At 45.3% G+C, this 18,847-nt stretch carries 22 protein-coding genes, 1 tRNA gene, 1 pseudogene and 1 other annotated feature; of the genes and pseudogenes, 15 read left to right on the plus strand and 9 right to left on the minus strand.

The window, feature by feature from the left end:
• Positions 1-305 precede the first annotated feature (305 nt).
• Positions 306-914 (plus strand): hypothetical protein, encoded by a 609-nt coding sequence (locus C7Y66_RS24330; protein WP_106547559.1) that lies wholly within the window; start codon positions 306-308, stop codon positions 912-914.
• A 39-nt stretch (positions 915-953) separates the two neighbouring features.
• Here C7Y66_RS24330 and C7Y66_RS24335 read toward each other — a convergent pair whose 3' ends face one another.
• Together C7Y66_RS24335 and C7Y66_RS24340 are read right to left on the minus strand one after the other, a co-directional pair.
• Positions 954-1,727, minus strand: a complete 774-nt coding sequence (locus tag C7Y66_RS24335) for an SDR family oxidoreductase (RefSeq protein WP_106547560.1) — start codon at positions 1,725-1,727, stop codon at positions 954-956.
• A gap of 98 nt (positions 1,728-1,825) precedes the next feature.
• Positions 1,826-2,803 (minus strand): hypothetical protein, encoded by a 978-nt coding sequence (locus C7Y66_RS24340; protein WP_106547561.1) that lies wholly within the window; start codon positions 2,801-2,803, stop codon positions 1,826-1,828.
• 63 nt (positions 2,804-2,866) lie between these two features.
• On the opposite strand from C7Y66_RS24340, the gene murG reads away from it, so the two are divergent.
• Complete coding sequence (murG, locus tag C7Y66_RS24345) at positions 2,867-3,949, plus strand: undecaprenyldiphospho-muramoylpentapeptide beta-N-acetylglucosaminyltransferase (protein WP_199197609.1); 1,083 nt, start codon at positions 2,867-2,869, stop codon at positions 3,947-3,949.
• Positions 3,940-4,542, plus strand: coding sequence for a Uma2 family endonuclease (locus C7Y66_RS24350; protein ID WP_106547563.1), 603 nt, complete (start codon positions 3,940-3,942; stop codon positions 4,540-4,542). The genes murG and C7Y66_RS24350 overlap by 10 nt, the downstream gene beginning before the upstream one ends.
• On the opposite strand, the gene C7Y66_RS24355 is transcribed toward C7Y66_RS24350, so the two are convergent.
• From C7Y66_RS24355 to C7Y66_RS24370, 4 genes are all read right to left on the minus strand, one after another.
• Positions 4,539-5,426 (minus strand): sugar kinase, encoded by an 888-nt coding sequence (locus C7Y66_RS24355; RefSeq protein ID WP_106547564.1) that lies wholly within the window; start codon positions 5,424-5,426, stop codon positions 4,539-4,541. The two genes, C7Y66_RS24350 and C7Y66_RS24355, sit on opposite strands and share 4 nt — an antisense overlap.
• A 23-nt stretch (positions 5,427-5,449) precedes the next feature.
• Positions 5,450-5,800 carry a type II toxin-antitoxin system PemK/MazF family toxin gene (locus C7Y66_RS24360; protein WP_106547565.1) on the minus strand — a complete coding sequence of 117 codons (351 nt, stop codon included), beginning with the start codon at positions 5,798-5,800 and terminating at the stop codon, positions 5,450-5,452.
• Entirely contained in the window at positions 5,797-6,069 is a 273-nt protein-coding gene (locus C7Y66_RS24365) for a ribbon-helix-helix domain-containing protein (protein WP_106547566.1), read from the minus strand. Before C7Y66_RS24365 ends, C7Y66_RS24360 begins: the two co-directional genes overlap by 4 nt.
• Positions 6,070-6,132: 63 nt before the next feature.
• On the minus strand, positions 6,133-6,939 hold the full coding sequence (locus C7Y66_RS24370) for a pantothenate kinase (protein ID WP_106547567.1): 807 nt from the start codon (positions 6,937-6,939) through the stop codon (positions 6,133-6,135).
• Between the two features lie 150 nt (positions 6,940-7,089).
• On the opposite strand from C7Y66_RS24370, the gene C7Y66_RS24375 reads away from it, so the two are divergent.
• From C7Y66_RS24375 to C7Y66_RS24390, 4 genes are read left to right on the plus strand one after another with little or no spacing between them, the layout of a single operon-like run.
• The gene (locus C7Y66_RS24375; protein WP_106547568.1) at positions 7,090-8,811 is read left to right on the plus strand and encodes a diflavin flavoprotein; all 1,722 of its coding nucleotides are present in this window, start codon (positions 7,090-7,092) and stop codon (positions 8,809-8,811) included.
• A gap of 38 nt (positions 8,812-8,849) precedes the next feature.
• Positions 8,850-9,248, plus strand: coding sequence for a hypothetical protein (locus tag C7Y66_RS24380; protein ID WP_106547569.1), 399 nt, complete (start codon positions 8,850-8,852; stop codon positions 9,246-9,248).
• A complete protein-coding gene (locus C7Y66_RS24385; RefSeq protein ID WP_106547570.1) occupies positions 9,241-9,918 on the plus strand; it encodes a hypothetical protein in 678 nt (225 codons plus the stop codon). The genes C7Y66_RS24380 and C7Y66_RS24385 overlap by 8 nt, the downstream gene beginning before the upstream one ends.
• 17 nt (positions 9,919-9,935) lie before the next feature.
• Complete coding sequence (locus C7Y66_RS24390) at positions 9,936-11,642, plus strand: diflavin flavoprotein (protein WP_106547571.1); 1,707 nt, start codon at positions 9,936-9,938, stop codon at positions 11,640-11,642.
• A 36-nt stretch (positions 11,643-11,678) separates the two neighbouring features.
• Here C7Y66_RS24390 and C7Y66_RS24395 read toward each other — a convergent pair whose 3' ends face one another.
• Together C7Y66_RS24395 and C7Y66_RS24400 are read right to left on the minus strand one after the other, a co-directional pair.
• Positions 11,679-12,902, minus strand: a complete 1,224-nt coding sequence (locus C7Y66_RS24395) for a DUF3474 domain-containing protein (RefSeq protein WP_106547572.1) — start codon at positions 12,900-12,902, stop codon at positions 11,679-11,681.
• Positions 12,903-13,009: 107 nt separating this feature from the next.
• A complete protein-coding gene (locus C7Y66_RS24400) occupies positions 13,010-13,558 on the minus strand; it encodes a phycobiliprotein lyase (RefSeq protein ID WP_106547573.1) in 549 nt (182 codons plus the stop codon).
• Positions 13,559-13,928: 370 nt separating this feature from the next.
• On the opposite strand from C7Y66_RS24400, the gene rplS reads away from it, so the two are divergent.
• From rplS to rplL, 8 genes are all read left to right on the plus strand, one after another.
• The gene (gene rplS, locus C7Y66_RS24405; protein ID WP_039716820.1) at positions 13,929-14,291 is read left to right on the plus strand and encodes a 50S ribosomal protein L19; all 363 of its coding nucleotides are present in this window, start codon (positions 13,929-13,931) and stop codon (positions 14,289-14,291) included.
• 112 nt (positions 14,292-14,403) lie between these two features.
• Positions 14,404-14,476, plus strand: a tRNA-Trp gene (locus tag C7Y66_RS24410).
• Positions 14,477-14,700: 224 nt separating this feature from the next.
• On the plus strand, positions 14,701-14,919 hold the full coding sequence (gene secE / locus C7Y66_RS24415; protein WP_015154772.1) for a preprotein translocase subunit SecE: 219 nt from the start codon (positions 14,701-14,703) through the stop codon (positions 14,917-14,919).
• Positions 14,919-15,560: a transcription termination/antitermination protein NusG gene (nusG, locus tag C7Y66_RS24420; protein WP_015154771.1), complete on the plus strand. Its 642-nt coding sequence runs from the start codon at positions 14,919-14,921 to the stop codon at positions 15,558-15,560. The genes secE and nusG overlap by 1 nt, the downstream gene beginning before the upstream one ends.
• 9 nt (positions 15,561-15,569) lie before the next feature.
• Positions 15,570-15,995, plus strand: coding sequence for a 50S ribosomal protein L11 (gene rplK / locus C7Y66_RS24425; RefSeq protein WP_015154770.1), 426 nt, complete (start codon positions 15,570-15,572; stop codon positions 15,993-15,995).
• A 169-nt stretch (positions 15,996-16,164) separates the two neighbouring features.
• Positions 16,165-16,881, plus strand: a complete 717-nt coding sequence (gene rplA, locus C7Y66_RS24430) for a 50S ribosomal protein L1 (RefSeq protein WP_106547574.1) — start codon at positions 16,165-16,167, stop codon at positions 16,879-16,881.
• A gap of 124 nt (positions 16,882-17,005) precedes the next feature.
• Positions 17,006-17,169, plus strand: a sequence feature (ribosomal protein L10 leader region).
• A 66-nt stretch (positions 17,170-17,235) separates the two neighbouring features.
• Positions 17,236-17,787 (plus strand): 50S ribosomal protein L10, encoded by a 552-nt coding sequence (gene rplJ / locus C7Y66_RS24435; RefSeq protein ID WP_106167476.1) that lies wholly within the window; start codon positions 17,236-17,238, stop codon positions 17,785-17,787.
• 51 nt (positions 17,788-17,838) lie between these two features.
• A complete protein-coding gene (rplL, locus tag C7Y66_RS24440) occupies positions 17,839-18,234 on the plus strand; it encodes a 50S ribosomal protein L7/L12 (RefSeq protein ID WP_015154767.1) in 396 nt (131 codons plus the stop codon).
• An 88-nt stretch (positions 18,235-18,322) separates the two neighbouring features.
• Here the strand turns inward: rplL and C7Y66_RS24445 are convergent.
• A pseudogene (locus tag C7Y66_RS24445) lies at positions 18,323-18,847 on the minus strand (serine/threonine protein kinase); the annotation flags it as partial.

Consider the following 18,847-nt stretch of genomic DNA (forward strand, 5'->3'; position numbering starts at 1 on the left):
CGAAGGGTACGCAACGCAGTGTAGTGAAGAATCTCCCAGATGTTTCGCTTCGCGTGTGGATGACAATTCAAGTATTCGCGCAGGAGGTCTATTGAATTGATTTTCCCCTCTGCTCCTCTGCTCCTCTGCTCCCTCTGCTTCCTTGTCCCCCTTGTCCCCCTTGTCCTTTACCTCGCCCCTCACTCCTCAAAATGTATTGCAGATGCGCAGACAAAAAGACAATTTTTAGGCAAAATGATCGGCAATAGCCCCAACTAGTCACTGGTTCCACTAGCCACCAGCCACCAGCCACTAGCCACTAGTTAATGACAAAAGCGTACACTACACAGGAGCTAATTGAGATTTTGGCAGCCGAACGCCAAGCCTGTCTCCAGGGACAAAGGCTCAACTTGGCGGCGCAACCTTCGGGTAATATTGCGATCGACAAGTATCTCAAACCCGAAGGCTTGCAAAAATTTACTGCCTATCAAGACTTTAAGGCAGCAGTACATCGTTACCAAATAGAACATGGCGTATCTGGCATTGTCTGGCGACAGATGACGGTTAAAGGTAAAACAATCGCATATCCTGAAGTTGATGCCCACTTAATCGCCGTACCTGAAGATTTAGAGATTTTGAAAGATTATAAGACGGCGATCGCCGAGTTTTGGCGAGAAGTCACCGCAGGAATGGATATTTACCTGAGTATCAATCACGGCAAAGGCTACCGACAGATTACGCCAGCTGATGTCGAAAGGATCGTGCATCGAACCCAATGGGCGACTCTGTGGAAATCAGAAAATATAAATTTTCTCGAAATTATTCTGCAACTGGGTTGGGGTCAACCCCAAGAAGCAGCCTACAAACGCGGCTGGCCCGATTCTGGTAGCGAGTACATTCATGCTGTGAATCCGGGGAATCGACCGATTTGTTAACAGTTGTAGAGACGTTCCATGTAACGTCTCTACAACTCCCTAACCCCTTCGATTAAACAAAGTCGAACTCGACTGATCCACGGGCATCATCAAAACTTCGCTGATATTAACGTGGGGCGATCGCGTGACGCAGAAGAAAATGACATCGGCTACGTCTTCCGGCGTGAGGGGTTTGAGTCCCTGATACACTTTATTTGCTTGTTCGGTGTCGCCGTGAAATCGAACTTGGCTGAATTCCGTCTCTACCATCCCAGGATCGACGGATGTAACCCGCACGGGAGTCCCCAGTAAGTCTTGTTTTAAGCCTTCAGAAATTGCTTTGACGGCGGCTTTAGTAGCACAATAGACATTACCGTTAGGATAAGTTTGATGTCCCGCGATCGAGCCGAGGTTGACAACATGTCCCCGTCCGCGACTTACCATTCCTGGGACGATCGCGCGGGTAAAGTAAAGTAACCCTTTAATATTGGTATCGATCATTTCTTCCCAATCTTGGTAACTGCCTTGATAGAGCTTGTCTAAACCGCGACTCAGACCAGCATTGTTAATTAAAACGTCGATCGCGGAGAATTCAGACGGCAACTGAGCTAAAGCCGATTCTATACTGGTGCGATCGCGCACGTCCAACTGCATAGTATGTATATCGCTGGCAAATTCTTTATTAAGATCGTCTGCCAATTGTGCTAATCGTTCTTGACGACGGGCTACTAAGATTAACTTAGCACCAGCTTGGGCAAATATTTGCGCTGTCGCTTCACCAATGCCACTACTTGCACCCGTAATTAATACAATCTGATGTCGGACTGAAACCATACTCCTTTCTGAAAAGTCAAAAGTCAAAAGTCAAAAGTCAAAACTTAGGAGCCAGGAGTTAGGAGCAGTTTTTCTTCCTCAGCTCCCTCAGCTCTCTTCTATGGCTTCTGCGCCGCAGGTGGATTTTTGCCGACTACATTAAGGCGCTGAGTTACCAGTGTCATGCCATCGCCTCGGATGAGTACGGCAGAAACCCAGTAGCGATCGGGTTTGATGGGAGCGCGACCGATTTTAAATAATCCGCCGGATGATAGTAACTCTAGATCTACCCGCGCCGGATTTGCAAAATTATCGGGTCTAATTGGTTCTTCGAGCGCCGCACCGAGGAGATAATCATCGCCTAATGGTTCTCGCACGACTGCATCAAAGTTATATTGCTGCCCGGGTTTTACCTGCTGCGGTAGTTTGACTTCTACCGTTGGCGGTTTGTCTCCAGTTTTAATTTGACTTTGCTCGGAAAGAATTTCCTGCTGTACGATTTGACCGTTCTCGTACCGCTGTTTGGATCTAATGGTGGCATCGAGTAGCGTATTACCAACTGCTTGCGGCTGCGTGCCAGTAATCTTAGTCACCGTTTCTGCAATAATTGCCTTGCCTTGAGGTTGCCACGAGAGCAGTTGCGTCTGATACTTAAGCTGCGGGTAACTCTTCCATAGGGCAGTTAAAGCTTGTGTCATGCTTTGACGGGTTAAGCCATCGGAATGAGTGAAGTTGGGACTATAGAACTTTAATACCTCATTAATGTTGCGTTGGTTGGCAGCCGCATCAATTTGCGCAATTATGTTTGTCAGTTCTGCGGGTGCGTTGAGCGGTACTGGTGGCTGAGGCTGAGGCGCATTAGTGGGGGTGGATGCTGGCGGGGTTTGTACTGGAGCTTGGGCAACGGTACGGTTGCTTGAGACTATGACAGAGAGTGCTAGCAGTACTGGAACTAACAAGCAAGCAGACAGAGAATTCAAGATTTTACCCATTGGCGATCGCCTAAATATTTCCCGATTGAGCAAGTTAGCTATCATGACAATTCGCAATTTGCAATTTGCAATTCGCACTTTATGACCAATGACCGAAAACAACATCATTTGCTCTATCTTAGGTTAACCTGTGTCTTGACTTGGTAGAAGGGAATGGGGAAGACACAAATGCGACTATTAATTGCAGCGAGTGGCACTGGCGGACATTTATTTCCCGCGATCGCCACTGCGGAACAGTTATCAGATTATCAGATTGAGTGGTTGGGGGTTCCGAACCGATTAGAGACTCGATTAGTTCCATCCCAATATCGCTTGCATACTATCGATGTAGAAGGCATTCAGCAACGCTTGGGACTGAGTACGGTAAAAATTTTAACTAAACTTGCTCTTGCTATTTTTCAGGCGCGGCAGCTACTCAAACAGGGACAGTTTCAGGGGGTGTTAACAACGGGTGGATATATTGCGGCTCCAGCAGTTATTGCAGCGCGATCGCTTGGTTTACCCGTTATTTTGCACGAATCGAATGCTATTCCCGGCAAAGTGACTCGCTTTTTAAGTCGTTGGTGTAGTGTTGTTGCGATTGGGTTTGAACCAGCAGCAAAATACTTACCTGGAGTCAAAACCATCTTTACAGGTACGCCCGTGCGATCGCAGTTTCAAATAGAGGCACTAGATACGCTACCACCTCTAGATTTAGCTATCCCTGAGAACGTACCGCTAATATTAATTGTTGGTGGTAGTCAGGGAGCAGTGGCTGTCAACAAGTTGGTGCGTCAGTCTGCTGCGGCTTGGTTTGAGGCTGGAGCGTGGGTGGTGCATCAGACGGGAAGTAACGATCCTGACGTGGAAAGTTTGAAACATCCGCAGTATATTGGACTGCCTTTTTATGACAATATGGCGCGGCTGTTGCATCGGGCAAGTTTAGTTATTGCCAGAGCCGGAGCTGGTACGGTAACGGAATTAGCGATCGCCCGCAAGCCAGCAGTTTTTATTCCCCTACCAACAGCAGCGGAAGATCATCAATACTACAACGCTCAAGTTTTAGTGGCAGCGGGAGCGGCTTTAGTCTTTCGTCAACAAGAATTAACACCGGAAATCTTAACCAAAGAAGTTTTAAGTTTGTTGCATTCACCTGAAAAGTTAGCTCAAATGGGAAAAAAAGCAGGCGCGATCGCAGTAGCTGATAGTGCTGAAAGATTGGCACAGTTAGTCCGCAAGATGGTAAGGAATAGGAGAAAACTATGCAAATAACCGAACGCTACTACACCCAAGATGAGTACTTAGCTTTAGAAGAGATAGCTAAATTCAAGAGTGAATATATAAACGGTGAAATTATTCCAATGGCAGGCGGAACGACAAATCACAATCGGCTAGCACTAAATCTTAGTACTGGACTAAATTTTGCTTTCAGACAGCAAGACTACGAAGTTTTTATGGGTGACGTGCGTTTGTGGATACCTGATAAGAACATTTACACCTATCCCGATGTCATGATAATTGCCGGAAAGCCGGAATATTACAATAATCGTACCGATACAGTGACTAATCCAATTGTCATTGCCGAGATTTTATCTAAGTCTACCCAAAGTCGCGACCGTCAAGCAAAATTCGAGGATTATAAAACTATAGCTTCTTTCCAAGAATACATATTAATCGACCAAACCAAAATTAATGTCATGCAGTATGTGAAGACGGGAAGAAAGCGTTGGGAAATTCGAGAATACGATCTAGAAGATGAAATGATTGCCTTACACTCTGTTCTCTTTCAAATCTCTCTAGAAGATTTATATAACAAAGTTGACTTTGAGGCAGAGCAGTTAGAGGAAGCTAATCCCGATAGTTAATTTCTGCCAGTTTGCATCCATTGACGAGAACCGAAAGACTGACAAGACCGAGCAGCAATTTTTGCCGCAGCTCCTAAAGCTTCAGTAAAATTGTGCTGAAGAATGTAATGACAAAAAGCCCCGTGAAAAATATCTCCTGCACCGAGAGTATCTACAGGTTTAATTTGAGGAATTTCTAAAGACTTGATTTTTCCCTCATCTAAAAACTGAATTGGTTGTTCTCCCTGAGTTATCGCAATATGAGGAATTTCTAGTTGGGAAAGATAAGCAAAGACTTCCTCCATGTTGTGACAATTGGGAGGGCGAAAGTTAGCAGAACAGATAATGTAGTCTGCAAAAGACAGAACTTTTTCAAATCCAGGTTTCCAACTACCACCATCAATAACAACAGGAATATTATTAGCTTTAGCAAGTTGGGCGATCGCTTCTCCTACTAACATTTGATGTCCGTCAATTAAAACTATATCTACACCTTGTAAAATATTGTTTGGGATAAATTCAGGTGTCACTTGGTTTTTGACAGCATTAATAGAAACTACTGCCCGTTCCCCCGTCTCTTGGGAGACAATAATTGACGAGACAGGCGGCGGTTCAGTTTGACTGGGTGCTAAATCTGCGATCGCCACTCCATAAGTTGCTAAATCTGCTCGAACTAGCTGAGTAATCGGGTGGCTTCCTACTATTCCTAACAAAGTAGCCTGATTCCCCAAATAACTAAATGTGACGGCAGCATTAGTAGCAGGACCCCCAGCTGCAACAACATAATCGGATGCAACAATTTTCTGATTGTTAGTTGGTGGGGATGGAGCTAAATAAACAAAATCTAGGGTGACTAGACCAACAAATAGCCCGCGAACACTTTTAACTTCGCTTCGATTTATCATGAGCTATAAACTCTAGCTTTTACTTAATCTTGCCCTAGCAAATCTAAAGCAATTAACAATGCTTGGTTTAATTGCAACATTGCCTGATGCGAGAGCATTCCTCGTAAGCGCAAAAGACGAGCTTTATATAAAACGCGCACCTGGTCTGCCATAGCAATAGAATCTTTACTCAATCCCCCATCTGATGCACGAATTAAAACTTGAGTCGGATAAACTCGCTTATCTGGCTGATAAGTAGTGCAAGGAACGGCTAAAATTACAGGACTATAGGCATTAATTGCATCGCGACTAACAATGATGATGGGTCGAGTTCCTCCTTGTTCAGAACCTTCAACGGGTTCGAGGCGGGCATCATAGACTTCTCCCCGTTTCACACCTGAGAAGCCCCTAGACTTAAAGCTTCCCAGCTAGCAGGAGCAAACTCAGCTTCCATTCTTAGCACTTCTGCTTGATAGTCTGGGTCTTGCGCCATCTCAGCTAGGGCTGCATCAATCTCTGCTCGTTGTAGTGTTGCCAATTCGTGTCGCAAAGCTTGAGCTACAAACTCATTACGGCTCTTGGCTTTCCCTTCGCTAACCATTCTATCGGCGGCTTCTAGAAGCTCAGAAGGTAGAGTGAGAGTGGTACGTACCGTCTGTTCCATGTCTTTTATGGTGGCTAAATTGATGTCGCAAGTGGCATCATTTTTAGCTTAGCTCAAAAACAATTACTGGAAACTTTGCAGATACGATCGCATTCCCCAAAATGTTAGGTTTGGTTCATACATAATTTTTCGATCTGTGAATTCAGGATGGAGCGATCGCAGATATTCCAGTAGCAACTTACCATCGCCTCCTTTAAAACAAATCTGACTATCGGGAAATTTTTCCCACCAAGCCGTAACAAAATCGCGAATGCTGGCAATTAGCGTGTAGATAACTCCACTTTGGATTGCTTCTGGGGTATTCGTCGCCCAGCGTTCGGGTAAAGAAAGAATTTCGGGAGTTGTTATTGATGGCAAATTAGCCGTTTTTTGCCCTAAAGACTGCAACTGTAAGCTTAATCCCGGTAATATTGCCCCACCAACCAAACAGCGATCGCCATCTGCACCTGTAAAAGTTAATGCTGTTCCTGCGTCAATAACTAAAACGGGAAAACCGAAAGTTTCTCCAGCACCCAAGACAGCTAAAGCGCGATCGATCCCTAGTGTGGAGTAAATTCCTGAAAGAGAGATTTTATCTAGAGTAATTACGTGTGCTTCTGGGTATGCTTGCCACAGCACTGTCTGACTAGGAACAACTGAAGCAATGTAGATGGGTTCAAGGTAGGGGCGCACAGCCGTGCGCCCAAGGATATTTAAGTCAGGAGATAGAATTTCTTGAGGGAGATCGGCAAAAGTCTTACACTGAGCTAGCTGTTGCTCAATCGACTCAGAAAGATGGGGAGTATCCCAAGTCACTTGGATCTCTTCGCCTGCAAACCAAGCCCAATGCAATCGAGAATTCCCAATTTCCAAACCCAGCCAAGCTTTCATCTCAGTTATCAGTTAATTCCGACTTACGACTTACGATTTACTTTTAGCTTTTTTAACCCACTGATAATTTATTTAATAAAGCTTTACAAGAAAGACGTGAGAGAATGAAGATAAGGAAATAATACTTAAAAATTTTAGGGGAGAGGACTAATGGTAGTACTCGCCGATAGAAAGCAAAATCGCCTAACTATCCAGACAAGTGCAATTGCTGCCAATACCACAGCAATTCGATCGCTCGACTGGGATCGCGATCGCTTTGACATTGAATATGGATTACAGAACGGTACAACGTATAACTCATTCATCATTCAGGGCGAACAAACTGCCTTAGTTGATGCTTCCCATGAAAAATTTCGCCAGCTGTATTTAGACACTCTCAAAGGTCTGATCGACCTATCACAGCTAGATTACATCATTATCAGCCACACCGAGCCAGACCATAGCGGCTTAGTGAAAGACGTGCTGCAACTCGCACCTAACGCCACGGTTGTCGGTTCTAAAGTTGCCTTACAGTTTCTTGAGGATATGGTACACCAACCATTCCAACGGAAAATTGTCAAAAATGGCGATCGCCTCGATTTAGGCAAGGGACACGAACTGGAATTTGTCAGCGCGCCTAATTTGCATTGGCCCGATACTATTTTTACCTACGATCGCGCCACCCAAATTCTCTACACCTGCGACGCTTTCGGCTTACATTACTGCACCGATCTCCTGTTTGATGAAGATTTAAGTGCGATTGAAGCCGATTTTCAATACTACTACGAATGCTTGATGGCTCCTAACGCCCGTTCCGTCATCTCTGCCATGAAGCGGATGAGTGAATTAGGGAAAGTCAACATCATTGGTACTGGTCACGGTCCCTTACTTTCTCACAATGTCGCGGAACTCACCGGACGCTACCGCAATTGGAGCCAAAACCAAGCTAAGACAGAAACTACCGTTGCTCTGTTTTATACTCCAGATTACGGCTACAGCGATCGCCTAGCTGCTTTCCTCTCCCACGGGATTGATAAAACGGGTGTTGCTGTTGAGATGGTCGATATGCGGACAACCGACCAGCAAGAAGTGCAAGAAATTGTCGGTCGCAGCGCTGGCGTTGTTATCGGAATGCCCCCCAGCAGCCTCAGCGATCCTGCCCACGATACTCTCAGTACGATCTTGGCAGCTGTCAAAGCCAAGCAAGTCTTCGGTCTATTTGAGTCTGGGGGTGGCGATGACGAACCGATTTACCCGCTGCAAAATAAGTTTCGTAACTTGGGCTTGACTCCAGCCTTTGGCATCATTCGGATTCAAGATACCCCAACAGAGAATACATACCAGCAGTGCGAAGAATCAGGAACGGACTTGGGGCAGTTACTGACTCGCGATCGCAGTATTAAACAGTTAAAAGCCTTCGCCGCCGACTTAGAAAAAGCCCTGGGAAGAATCAGCAGCGGACTTTACATTATTACTACCCAAAAAGGCGAACTCTCTGGAGCGATGTTAGCTTCTTGGGTTGCCCAGGCTAGTTTTCAACCCTTGGGAGTCACGATCGCAGTGGCAAAAGACCGGGCGATCGAGTCTTTGATGCAAGTCGGCGATCGCTTCGTCTTGAATGTCTTGGAAGAAGGTAACTACCAAGCCCTGATGAAGCACTTCCTCAAGCGCTTTCCCCCTGGTGCTGACCGCTTTGCCGGAGTCAAAACCCAAATGGCAACGAATGGTTCTCCCATCCTTACCGATGCCCTTGCTTACATGGAATGCGAAGTCGCTAGCCGGATGGAGTGCAACGACCACTGGATCGTATACTGCAGTGTCTATGCAGGTCGCGTCTCCAAACCCGAATCTATCACCGCCGTCCACCACCGGAAGCTAGGTAACTCTTATTAGGATTGAGGTTGCTGTTGGATTAATTTCAAGGTGGGAGAATGTCAGAGGCTGAGGGAAAGCTAGAACAAATATCTGCTCAATTGCAACCTGCTTCTGACACTCCTATTAACAAAACTACCGCCCTTTTACAAGTAGAAGAACGCATAGCTAAAGCAAATTCTCCTCAAGAAGCTTTGGTTTGGACTCAAATAAGGGGAGAACTCATCAAGCAAAATGAAATTATTAAGGAAGGTAAACAGAAGCGATTAATACAGAACGTACAAATATGGCGAAGAATAAGTGTTTCTATTGCTGCTCTTACAATAGGTTTAGTATTTTTTAGTATTGGCTCGACTGAAGCAGGGCTACTAGTAATAGGAGTATTTCTCTACGAACTTGTACCAGACTTGGCAAAAGAAGCATTTTTAGGTAGAGGCAAAGGAAAAGGAGATGATTAATAAACCCGCACAAACTGAAGGGTTTCGTAGCATAATTGCAGGATTAATTCTTGCCTCAGTGACAGCTTATCTACTGATCGTAGTTGGGAAAAATGAGACAATATCTGGGACAGACCAAGCGCTAATAATCATCTCAGGTATGACTACAGTTGCTGCATTATCTGCTTTCGATCAGTTTATAGAAAGAAATCGAAAAACGAGTTCGCCTGTAGATGAGATATTGTTTGACGAAGTTCTGATTAGCAAAGGTTTTGTAGACATAGAAACAAGTGAATCAAGTATTAGTCAAAAAGGCAAAGTTGCGGTTTCTCAATCCTTGCCTTGGGATGTAAGCATAAATCAATTAATCGGGATAGATAATTCATTAGCATTAGCAAAATTAAGACTTGAATTAGAAAGAGAACTCAGAAGAATTGCTTACGAACATGGTATCGATATTTCAACACGTCCAATAGGTATTGTAGGCATGGCTGAAGAGCTTGTTGCCAAAGAAATTCTCTCGCCCGATTCGTTAGTACTGTTGATGAAAACTAACAGCACTTGCAATAGAGTAATACATCGTGGCTCCAAAATATCTGATGCAGCTACTAAGTCAGTGGTTAAAACTGGTGTTGTAATTTTAGATTATTTGCTTTCGGTGACAGCAGAAGAGAAATCAAGTGACTCCTAATTTAAATGCATTAAACCATGCTAGAAACAAAACCCCGCGACGTTCAAGTTCTACCCATCGGGATCGATACAACTATAGTGCGATCGCGCAGTTGGGCGCGGCTACGCTTTGAAATTGAATACGCCCTTGCCAAGGGTACAACGGCAAATTCCTATTTCATTCAAGGCGATAAAACTGCTTTAATCGACCCTCCCGGCGAAACTTTTAGTCAAATCTATCTCGAAGCTTTACAACAACGCTTCGACCTAAAAAGCTTAGATTACGTCATCTTAGGACACGTCAACCCTAACCGCGCTGCTACTCTCAAAGCTTTATTAGAGGTCGCCCCCCAAATTACTTTTGTCTGTTCTAATCCTGGGGCAAAAAATCTGCGTACCACGCTGGAAAGTGAAGATTTATCCATTTTGGTGATGCGAGGAGATGAAACCTTAGATTTGGGTAGAGGGCATCTTTTACAATTTATTCCTACTCCCAATCCTCGCTACCCCGACCACCTTTGTACCTACGATCCGCAAACCGAAATTCTCTACACTGACAAGCTATTTGGGGCGCATATATGCGGCGAACAAGTATTTGATGAAGGCTGGGAAATTTTCAACGAAGACCGTCGCTATTATTTTGATTGTGTCATGGCTCCCCATGCGCGACAAGTAGAAACAGCGCTAGAAAAACTTTCCGAACTGGCTGTGAGAATGTATGGTGTAGGTCACGGCCCCATCGTTCGCTATGGATTGATCGAACTAACTCAAGCTTATCGCCAGTGGAGCAAACAGCAAACTTCTCAAGATCTAACCGTAGCCTTGCTCTATGCTTCTGCTTATGGTAGCACTGCAACACTATCACAGGCGATCGCCCGTGGAATTACTAAAGCTGGAGTCGCCGTAGAATCAATCAACTGCGAATTTGCCGAACCTGACGAGATCCGCGCCGCTGTAGAAAAAGCTGCTGGGATTGTCATCGGTTCCCCCACCCTGGGCGGACACGCACCAACTCCAATTCAAACCGCTTTGGGGATCATTCTCTCTACCGCTAGCAGCAACCGACTTGCAGGGGTTTTTGGTTCCTTTGGCTGGAGTGGAGAAGCAATAGATTTAATCGAAGGCAAACTGAAAGACGCTGGTTATCGATTTGGCTTTGAACCGATCCGCGTCAAATTCAAACCTACTGATGTCACTTTGCAACTATGTGAAGAAACAGGAACGGATTTTGCCCATAGTGTCAAACGGGCGAAAAAAGTCAGAATTGCACGTCAACCAGCTTCTAATGTGGAACAAGCTGTAGGACGAATCGTCGGTTCTCTCTGCGTCGTCACCACCAAGCATGGAGATATTTCTAGTGCAATGCTAGCTTCTTGGGTATCTCAAGCTACGTTCAATCCGCCAGGACTCACTGTCGCTGTGGCTAAAGACCGGGCAATTGAATCGATGCTGCATGGTGGCGATAAATTGATTTTAAATGTCTTGGCAGAAGGAAGACAATTACGCAAGCACTTTATGAAATCCTTTGCCCCAGGCGAGGATAGATTTGCCAATGTTGCTACGGAAACATCTGAAAATGGTTGTCCCATTCTCACTGATGCTTTAGCATATCTCGAATGTACGGTTAATAATCGGATGGAGGCTGGCGATCACTGGATTGTCTACGCGATCGTCGATAACGGAAAAGTCCTTAACCCCGATGGTGTCACCGCCGTCCATCACCGTAAATCAGGGAATCATTATTAAAAATGTAGAGACGTTACATGTAACGTCTCTACATTTTTAATCCTTCAATTCCTTGGGAGACTGATAATAAACAACTCCGCCTGTATCTGAGACGAAATAGCAAGATTTATAGGATTGCCATAAAGCCCGCAATATGGAAACCTGAGACTTGCGATAGTAATTTCCCAAGATTGGTTTAATTGCTTCCGTCGCGGTGCGCAGGTGGTAGTGTGGCATATTCAGAAATATGTGATGTGCCACGTGAGTCCCAATATCGTGATGGATGGGGTTAATCCAGCCGTAATCGCGATCGATTGTTGATAAAGCCCCTCTTAAGAAATACCATTCCTCACCCCGATACCAAGGAATATCCGGTTCTGTGTGGTGTAAGAATGTTACCAAGTCCAACCACATCACAAAAATGATGTATGGTACTAGGTAATATTTCAGCAAGAACATCCAGCCATATAGGTAAGTCAGTCCACCTAAGAAAGCTATCATCAATCCACAGCAGATCGTACTCGTAATCACATCCCACTTTTCGGAAGGACGAAAAAGATTGCTGCTAGGTAAGAAATGCGAACCCTGTTTTCCAGGCGATCGCTTAAATAAATAGAGTGGATACAAGAACAAAATTAGTTGAAAGCGTAGTAGTTTTTCATACCAAGCCATCTGTCGATATGTGGCTTCCGTCACCGGATACCAGCTTTCATCTGTATCGATATTGCCAGTGTTATTGTGATGGGTTCTGTGACTGATCCGCCAACCATGAAAAGGGACGAGAATTGGCGTGTGTGCCAAATGCCCGACTAAGTTATTCAACCACTTATACTTAGAAAACGAGCGATGTCCGCAATCATGTCCAACCACAAATAAAGCCCAAAACATGGTTCCTTGCATCACCCAAAAAATGGGAAAGAACCACCAAGAGTCGATTGCACCAGCCACTACGTAGAGAAGGCTAATAATACCTATATCTAAAAAGAAGTAGGCAAGCGATCGCCAAGTAGATGGTTGAAAGCACTCAGCGGGGATTGCAGCTTTCAGTTCTGCCAGCGTGAAGGGAAGGCTTGCCCGATCTTGGCTAGTTTCCTTGCTTCCCAGATTTTCTACACTACTAACAAGCTCGAATGGCACAGAGTTTTTTAGTTTTAAACAGCGAACATTATTGTAATGCCAAAATGTAACGAAATTTGAATAAATCTCTGATAATAACGAATTTTTATCGAGAATAGCAATTTGATTTGATTGCCGATGCGATCGCGGTGACACATAACACACATGTAGGGGCGCACAGCTGTGCGCCCCTACCTCTAATTACGCCCCTACCTAACAATAATGTAGAGACGTTACATGCAACGTCTCTACATACGTGCAACACCTAACAATTAATCCACGCGCTTTTCCAAATATTGACCGATCATCTGTTGTTCCCCTGCACGGGAAATAATTGTCTGGCGCGTGCGATACTTATCGCCAATTAGTTTTAACTGTTCCTCAAATACTGAGCCATTATACTCAGTTCGCAGACACATGGTTTCCGATTCTAGAAAGTAATATTCAGCTGTTACAGGTTTAGTCGTGGCAAAACCGCGATCGCGATATAAAGTAGAACCTGCAACTCCAAACATTGTTGCACCTTTTGACTGCTTCTTCTGTGACACCGAATCCCGGCTTTCCCAACTTACTTCTGCACCACAAGTTAAGATACCTGGATCGCTCAATTGATGTAATTCTGCTAATTTTCTTAACTCATCGCACCCTGGTTCTAAAAACCTGATGGTAATGTAGCTGACCATTTCCTTAGTTTCGCCATCAGGTAACGTATAGTATCGTCGTTGCGATCGCCATTCACCCGCCGACTTGCGAAAGAACTCAGCAACTTTCTGGGATGCCGATGCTTCATCAACTTGAGCCAATCTTAATTGTGATGTCACGGTTAGCAAGTCCTTACATACTATGTATTCATCTTGCGCATCTTAGTCCCTCTACTTGGGGATGTTCCAGAAAGCAAGATCTTGTTAATATTTTTAACGATTGACTATATATTAAGTCAAAATTCTCAAATTTGACATCTTCAAATTTGACATCTTGTAGATGAATTAACTCTTCAGAGTGACTTCGCACCAGAGCTTACCAAGAAGGCGGTTGAGTGGTTGTAATTGTTGACACATTTAGAGGACAAGTCACAATTCAACCCCACACCCTTGCGTCACTGGTCACTGGTCACTGATAACTGATAACCGCCCCCTAGACCGATCGATAAACATTGAGCTATGATTAACGATTGTGAGTTTTTTAAAAAAGATGAACGCGCAAGAAATTATCCGCTCGATTGAAGCGGAGCAGTTGAAGTCGAATTTACCTGAGATCTATATCGGTGACACGGTAAAAGTCGGGGTAATTATTCAAGAAGGTGGCAAAGAACGTACTCAGCCTTATGAAGGCGTAGTTATTGCCATGCGTAACAGCGGCATTAACAAAACGATCACCGTGCGCCGCGTATTTCAGGGTGTAGGTGTAGAGCGAGTCTTTCTACTGCATTCGCCTCGAATTGATAGCGTTAAAGTTATGCGACGTGGTAAGGTACGACGTGCTAAGCTATACTACCTACGCGATCGCGTAGGGAAGGCAACTCGGATCAAGCAACGGTTCGATCGCGCCCTGTAATTGCAATTGGGTAACTGTTGCCAGTCACGCAAGAAAAATTACCCAATAGCAATCGCGAAGATCGCGCTTCAGGTCGCCAAATTGCGTTAGACTAGAATCCAGCCAAATTTGTGCGCTCTTAGTTCAGTTGGTAGAACGTCGGTCTCCAAAACCGGATGTCGGGGGTTCAAGTCCTCCAGGGCGCGCTCTCAATCAGGCAAATCCCTTACCCAAAAGCGCGATCGAATGCTAGCTATCGCCAGCAAAAGTAGAAGCTTTTGGGTAAAATTAGTTGGTGACGACCCAGATCTTAAATATATATAAGTTAGATCGGCTGGACTCGAACGAACTGCTCAGTCTGAACAAAACAGTCAAGCAGTGAGGGTTAAACCGCGATCGCTTCTATTATCAATTGAGGTGTAAAGCAACCGTGAGCAAGAAAAACGAAGCCGAGATCCAACAAAGTAGTGGATTTAGCGTCACCGACTTTTTAAAGGGAACTAAAGAGGAACTTGATAAAGTAGTTTGGCCCAGTCGCCAACAGCTAATCAGCGAATCTTTAGCCGTACTATCAATGGTGGCACTATCTGCCACAATGATTTACCTCATTGATGCGTTGTTTGCTTGGGCAGCAAGAAAGGTATTCTGATGACTTTTGCAACAGACGAGCCAGGTGACTCTCGCCGCGAAGAAGAGGCAAAACCAGCGATCGCGGACACAGCAGATCGCAAACCGCGTTGGTATGCCGTACAAGTCGCCTCTGGCTGTGAAAAGCGCGTGAAAGCAGACTTAGAGCGGCGGGCGCAGACATTCGACGTATCCGAGCGCATTTTTCAAGTAGAAATTCCGCAAAGTAAAGCCTTCAAAATCCGTAAAGATGGCAGTAGGCAAGAAACGGATGAAAAAGTGTTTCCTGGTTACGTGCTAGTCAAAATGGCAATGGACGATGAAACGTGGCAGGTGGTGAAAAATACCTCTCACGTCATTAACTTTGTCGGAGCCGAACAAAAGCGTGGTAGCGGTCGCGGTCGCGGTCACGTTAAACCCCTACCCCTCAGTCCCCCAGAAGTAGAAAGAATCTTTAAGCAAGCTCAGGAACAGGAGCCAGTAGTCAAAATCAATTTGGCGGCTGGAGATCGAATTATCGTGTTAACTGGTCCGTTTAAAGACTTTGAAGGCGAAGTGGTGGAAGTCAGTCCAGAACGGAGTAAGCTAAAAGCTTTACTCTCAATTTTCGGACGGGACACGCCCGTAGAATTGGAGTTCAATCAGGTTCAGAAACAAGGCTAGAACAGAGAAATGGCAAAGAAAGTAGTTGCGGTCATTAAGCTGGCATTGAATGCTGGTAAAGCTAACCCAGCACCGCCAGTCGGACCAGCGCTAGGTCAGCATGGCGTGAATATTATGATGTTCTGCAAAGAATACAACGCCAGAACCGCCGACCAAGCAGGAATGGTCATTCCCGTAGAAATTTCGGTGTTTGAAGACAGAAGTTTTACATTTGTCCTCAAAACTCCTCCTGCTTCCGTATTGATTCGTAAAGCAGCAGGGATCGAGCGCGGTTCCAACGAGCCAAATAAAAAGCGAGTTGGTTCGATTTCAACAGCTCAGTTGCGGGAAATCGCTCAAACGAAGCTACCAGACCTGAACGCTAATGATATCGATGCTGCGATGAAAATTGTGGCAGGAACGGCGAAAAACATGGGCGTAAACGTTACTGAGTAGTCATTCGTCATAGCCTTCGGCAAGGGCTATTCTTCGAGAAGCCACCCTTCGGGTGTCTACGCCCTACGTCATTTGTCATTTGTAGGTGACAAAAGACCTCAAAGTAAACGGCAGCAAAATTATATCGGGGGAGAGGCAGGACGCTTCGCAACGACCCCAGGAGAGAAAAATGGCAAAAAAAGTATCGAGAAGATTGCGATCGCTGCAAGAGAAAGTAGAAGATCGGGCTTATGCGCCGATTGAAGCGTTGCAATTATTAAAAGAAACCGCTACAGCTAAGTTTCCCGAAGCCGCAGAAGCACATATACGGCTGGGAATCGATCCGAAATATACAGACCAACAGCTCAGAACGACAGTTGTACTACCCAAAGGTACGGGACAAGAAGTCCGCGTTGCCGTGATTGCTAGAGGTGAAAAGGTCACAGAAGCGAGCAACGCAGGAGCAGATATTGTTGGCTCTGAGGAATTAATTACCGAAATTCAAAACGGTAGAATGGACTTTGACAAACTCATCGCCACACCCGATGTGATGCCCCAGGTGGCAAGATTGGGTAAGCTGTTGGGTCCACGCGGTTTGATGCCATCGCCCAAAGGCGGAACGGTAACGTTTGACATAGCCAGCGCAATTTCGGAGTTTAAAGCTGGTAAACTAGAATTTCGTGCCGATCGCACGGGAATCGTTCACGTTATGTTCGGAAAAGCAGCTTTCCCCGCCGAAGATTTGTTAGTCAATTTGAAGGCGCTACAAGAAACTATCGATCGCAACCGTCCCTCTGGTGCAAAAGGTCGTTACTGGCGTACTATTTTTGTTTCCGCGACTATGGGACCTGCAATTGAAGTTGAAATCAGCGGCTTACGAGATCTCAAGATGACAGAAGCAGCATAATTTATGGTAATGGGTAATGGGTAATAGGTAATGGGAAGTCAAAAGTCAAAAGTCAAAAGTCAAAATCGCTGGCAATCACTGACTGCTGATAAATAACCAACTACTAATTACCAATTACCAACTACCAATCAAAAATTGATAGCCGAAGACAGCAGGGGCTAATTAGCTTAATATCCTGCCGAGGTTTGTACAAAAATGTTTTTGATGACACTAGTTATAGTGAAGTCGAAATAACATGACGTACACCGTGTCACCTCGGCTCTTGAGTCGAGGTTTTGTTTTGGGTGGGTAGGGTAGGAGACACGGATTTCATGTGAATTGGTCGATCGCATTCCAAGCTAGGAGGTGAAATGAATGGGTAGAACCATAGAAAACAAACAAGAGATCGTGGCGGATCTCAAAGCTACTTTGAGTGAGTCCCAACTCGCTCTTGTAATTAACTATCAAGGGTTATCAGTAGCTGAAATTACAGATTTACGGCGGCGATTGCGCCCAACCGGAACAGTCTGTAAAGTCACCAAAAACACGCTGATGGGCATCGCGATTAGCGGTCAGGATAACTGGCTAGCTATGGAAGAATTGCTCCAAGGTTCTTCAGCATTTTTGCTGGTAAAAGAAGATATCAGCGGTGCAATCAAGGCTTACCAGGACTTCCAAAAAGCCAGCAAGAAAACTGAATTGCGCGGTGGCGTAATGGAAGGTCGTCTGCTGAAAGAAGCAGATGTTAAGGCACTGGGAGACTTGCCATCTAAAGAGCAGCTTATGGCTCAAATTGCTGGAGCTATCAATGCATTGGCAACCAAAGTTGCTGTGGGTATCAACGAAGTTCCATCTTCGCTGGCGCGTGGTATTCAGGCGTATGCCGATAAAGATGGCTCGGCTGCGACCGAAACAGATGCTGCTTAATCAGTAGCGAGAAAGACAAGCACAAATTTAGATTACATAGGAGTTAATTGCATGTCTGCTGCAACCGATCAAATTTTGGAACAACTCAAATCTCTAACTTTGCTAGAAGCATCTGAGTTAGTCAAGCAAATCGAAGAAGCCTTTGGTGTAAGTGCTGCTGCTCCTGCTGGAGGCATGATGATGATGGCTCCTGGTGCTGCTCCTGGCGCTCCTGCTGAGGAAGTGGAAGAGAAGACTGAATTCGACGTAATTCTGGAAGAAGTCCCCGCTGATAAGAAGATTGCCATCCTGAAGCAAGTGCGCGAACTAACAGGTCTAGGCTTGAAAGAAGCTAAAGACTTGGTAGAATCTGCACCCAAGCCAGTGAAGGAAGGCATTGCTAAAGAAGCGGCAGAAGAAGCTAAGAAGACTCTAGAAGCTGCTGGTGCTAAGGTGACTGTTAAATAGATCCCCCAACCCCCTTTTTAAGGGGGTTTTCGATCGCCATCTGTAGAGACGTTCCATGGAACGTCTCTACATTTGTTTTAATATTGTTTTAATGCAAATTTGCATCCCAGATGCCGATGTAAATGCGATCGCGGCTGTTACGTTCGATCGCTCCTTTTAGTTGACCTTGGCGAAAAGAATATCTGTTAGTCTGACGCTGATAAACTTTTTGCAATCCGTTGATAATTTCAGGTGCGGTCTGTTCGCGTAACATTCGCTGTAGTGTTGCTTGCATAGTTTCCGGCGCGACTGATTGAGCAAAAGAGACTTCAGTTTGACGCAGCCGTCCAGAAGTGCGATCGAATAAATAACCGAGCGTGATGCGTTCTGGCTCGATATCGTAAATCGCCGCACGGGTATTAACCCAAAGACCTCTACTCGTTTTTGTAGGCTTGCCTAATGCTGCTTTGACTACATTTTCAGTAGTACCAATCGGAAATCCCGGTATATCTCGATCTCGATCCCCCCTAGCCCCCCTTAACACAGCGGGGGGTTGTGGAGATTCTCGCTCTGTCGCCCCCTTTTGTAAGAGGGGTTGTGGAGATTCTCGCTCTGTCGCCCCCCTTTGCAAGGG

Origin of the sequence: Chroococcidiopsis sp. CCALA 051 (assembly GCF_003015105.1) — a bacterium.
Taxonomy (GTDB): Bacteria; Cyanobacteriota; Cyanobacteriia; order Cyanobacteriales; family Chroococcidiopsidaceae; genus Chroococcidiopsis; species Chroococcidiopsis thermalis.

What these genes read in the sequence shown, in the direction of transcription:
- rplA (WP_106547574.1), top strand. Translation starts at nt 16,165, where the DNA reads ATGGCAAAAAAAGTATCGAGAAGATTGCGATCGCTGCAAGAGAAAGTA.
- C7Y66_RS24370 (WP_106547567.1), bottom strand. Translation starts at nt 6,939, where the DNA reads ATGAAAGCTTGGCTGGGTTTGGAAATTGGGAATTCTCGATTGCATTGG.
- C7Y66_RS24375 (WP_106547568.1), top strand. Translation starts at nt 7,090, where the DNA reads ATGGTAGTACTCGCCGATAGAAAGCAAAATCGCCTAACTATCCAGACA.
- murG (WP_199197609.1), top strand. Translation starts at nt 2,867, where the DNA reads ATGCGACTATTAATTGCAGCGAGTGGCACTGGCGGACATTTATTTCCC.
- C7Y66_RS24335 (WP_106547560.1), bottom strand. Translation starts at nt 1,727, where the DNA reads ATGGTTTCAGTCCGACATCAGATTGTATTAATTACGGGTGCAAGTAGT.
- rplJ (WP_106167476.1), top strand. Translation starts at nt 17,236, where the DNA reads ATGGGTAGAACCATAGAAAACAAACAAGAGATCGTGGCGGATCTCAAA.
- C7Y66_RS24355 (WP_106547564.1), bottom strand. Translation starts at nt 5,426, where the DNA reads ATGATAAATCGAAGCGAAGTTAAAAGTGTTCGCGGGCTATTTGTTGGT.
- C7Y66_RS24390 (WP_106547571.1), top strand. Translation starts at nt 9,936, where the DNA reads ATGCTAGAAACAAAACCCCGCGACGTTCAAGTTCTACCCATCGGGATC.
- rplK (WP_015154770.1), top strand. Translation starts at nt 15,570, where the DNA reads ATGGCAAAGAAAGTAGTTGCGGTCATTAAGCTGGCATTGAATGCTGGT.
- C7Y66_RS24350 (WP_106547563.1), top strand. Translation starts at nt 3,940, where the DNA reads ATGCAAATAACCGAACGCTACTACACCCAAGATGAGTACTTAGCTTTA.
- C7Y66_RS24330 (WP_106547559.1), top strand. Translation starts at nt 306, where the DNA reads ATGACAAAAGCGTACACTACACAGGAGCTAATTGAGATTTTGGCAGCC.
- rplL (WP_015154767.1), top strand. Translation starts at nt 17,839, where the DNA reads ATGTCTGCTGCAACCGATCAAATTTTGGAACAACTCAAATCTCTAACT.
- C7Y66_RS24385 (WP_106547570.1), top strand. Translation starts at nt 9,241, where the DNA reads ATGATTAATAAACCCGCACAAACTGAAGGGTTTCGTAGCATAATTGCA.
- C7Y66_RS24340 (WP_106547561.1), bottom strand. Translation starts at nt 2,803, where the DNA reads ATGTTGTTTTCGGTCATTGGTCATAAAGTGCGAATTGCAAATTGCAAA.
- nusG (WP_015154771.1), top strand. Translation starts at nt 14,919, where the DNA reads ATGACTTTTGCAACAGACGAGCCAGGTGACTCTCGCCGCGAAGAAGAG.
- C7Y66_RS24380 (WP_106547569.1), top strand. Translation starts at nt 8,850, where the DNA reads ATGTCAGAGGCTGAGGGAAAGCTAGAACAAATATCTGCTCAATTGCAA.
- rplS (WP_039716820.1), top strand. Translation starts at nt 13,929, where the DNA reads ATGAACGCGCAAGAAATTATCCGCTCGATTGAAGCGGAGCAGTTGAAG.
- C7Y66_RS24365 (WP_106547566.1), bottom strand. Translation starts at nt 6,069, where the DNA reads ATGGAACAGACGGTACGTACCACTCTCACTCTACCTTCTGAGCTTCTA.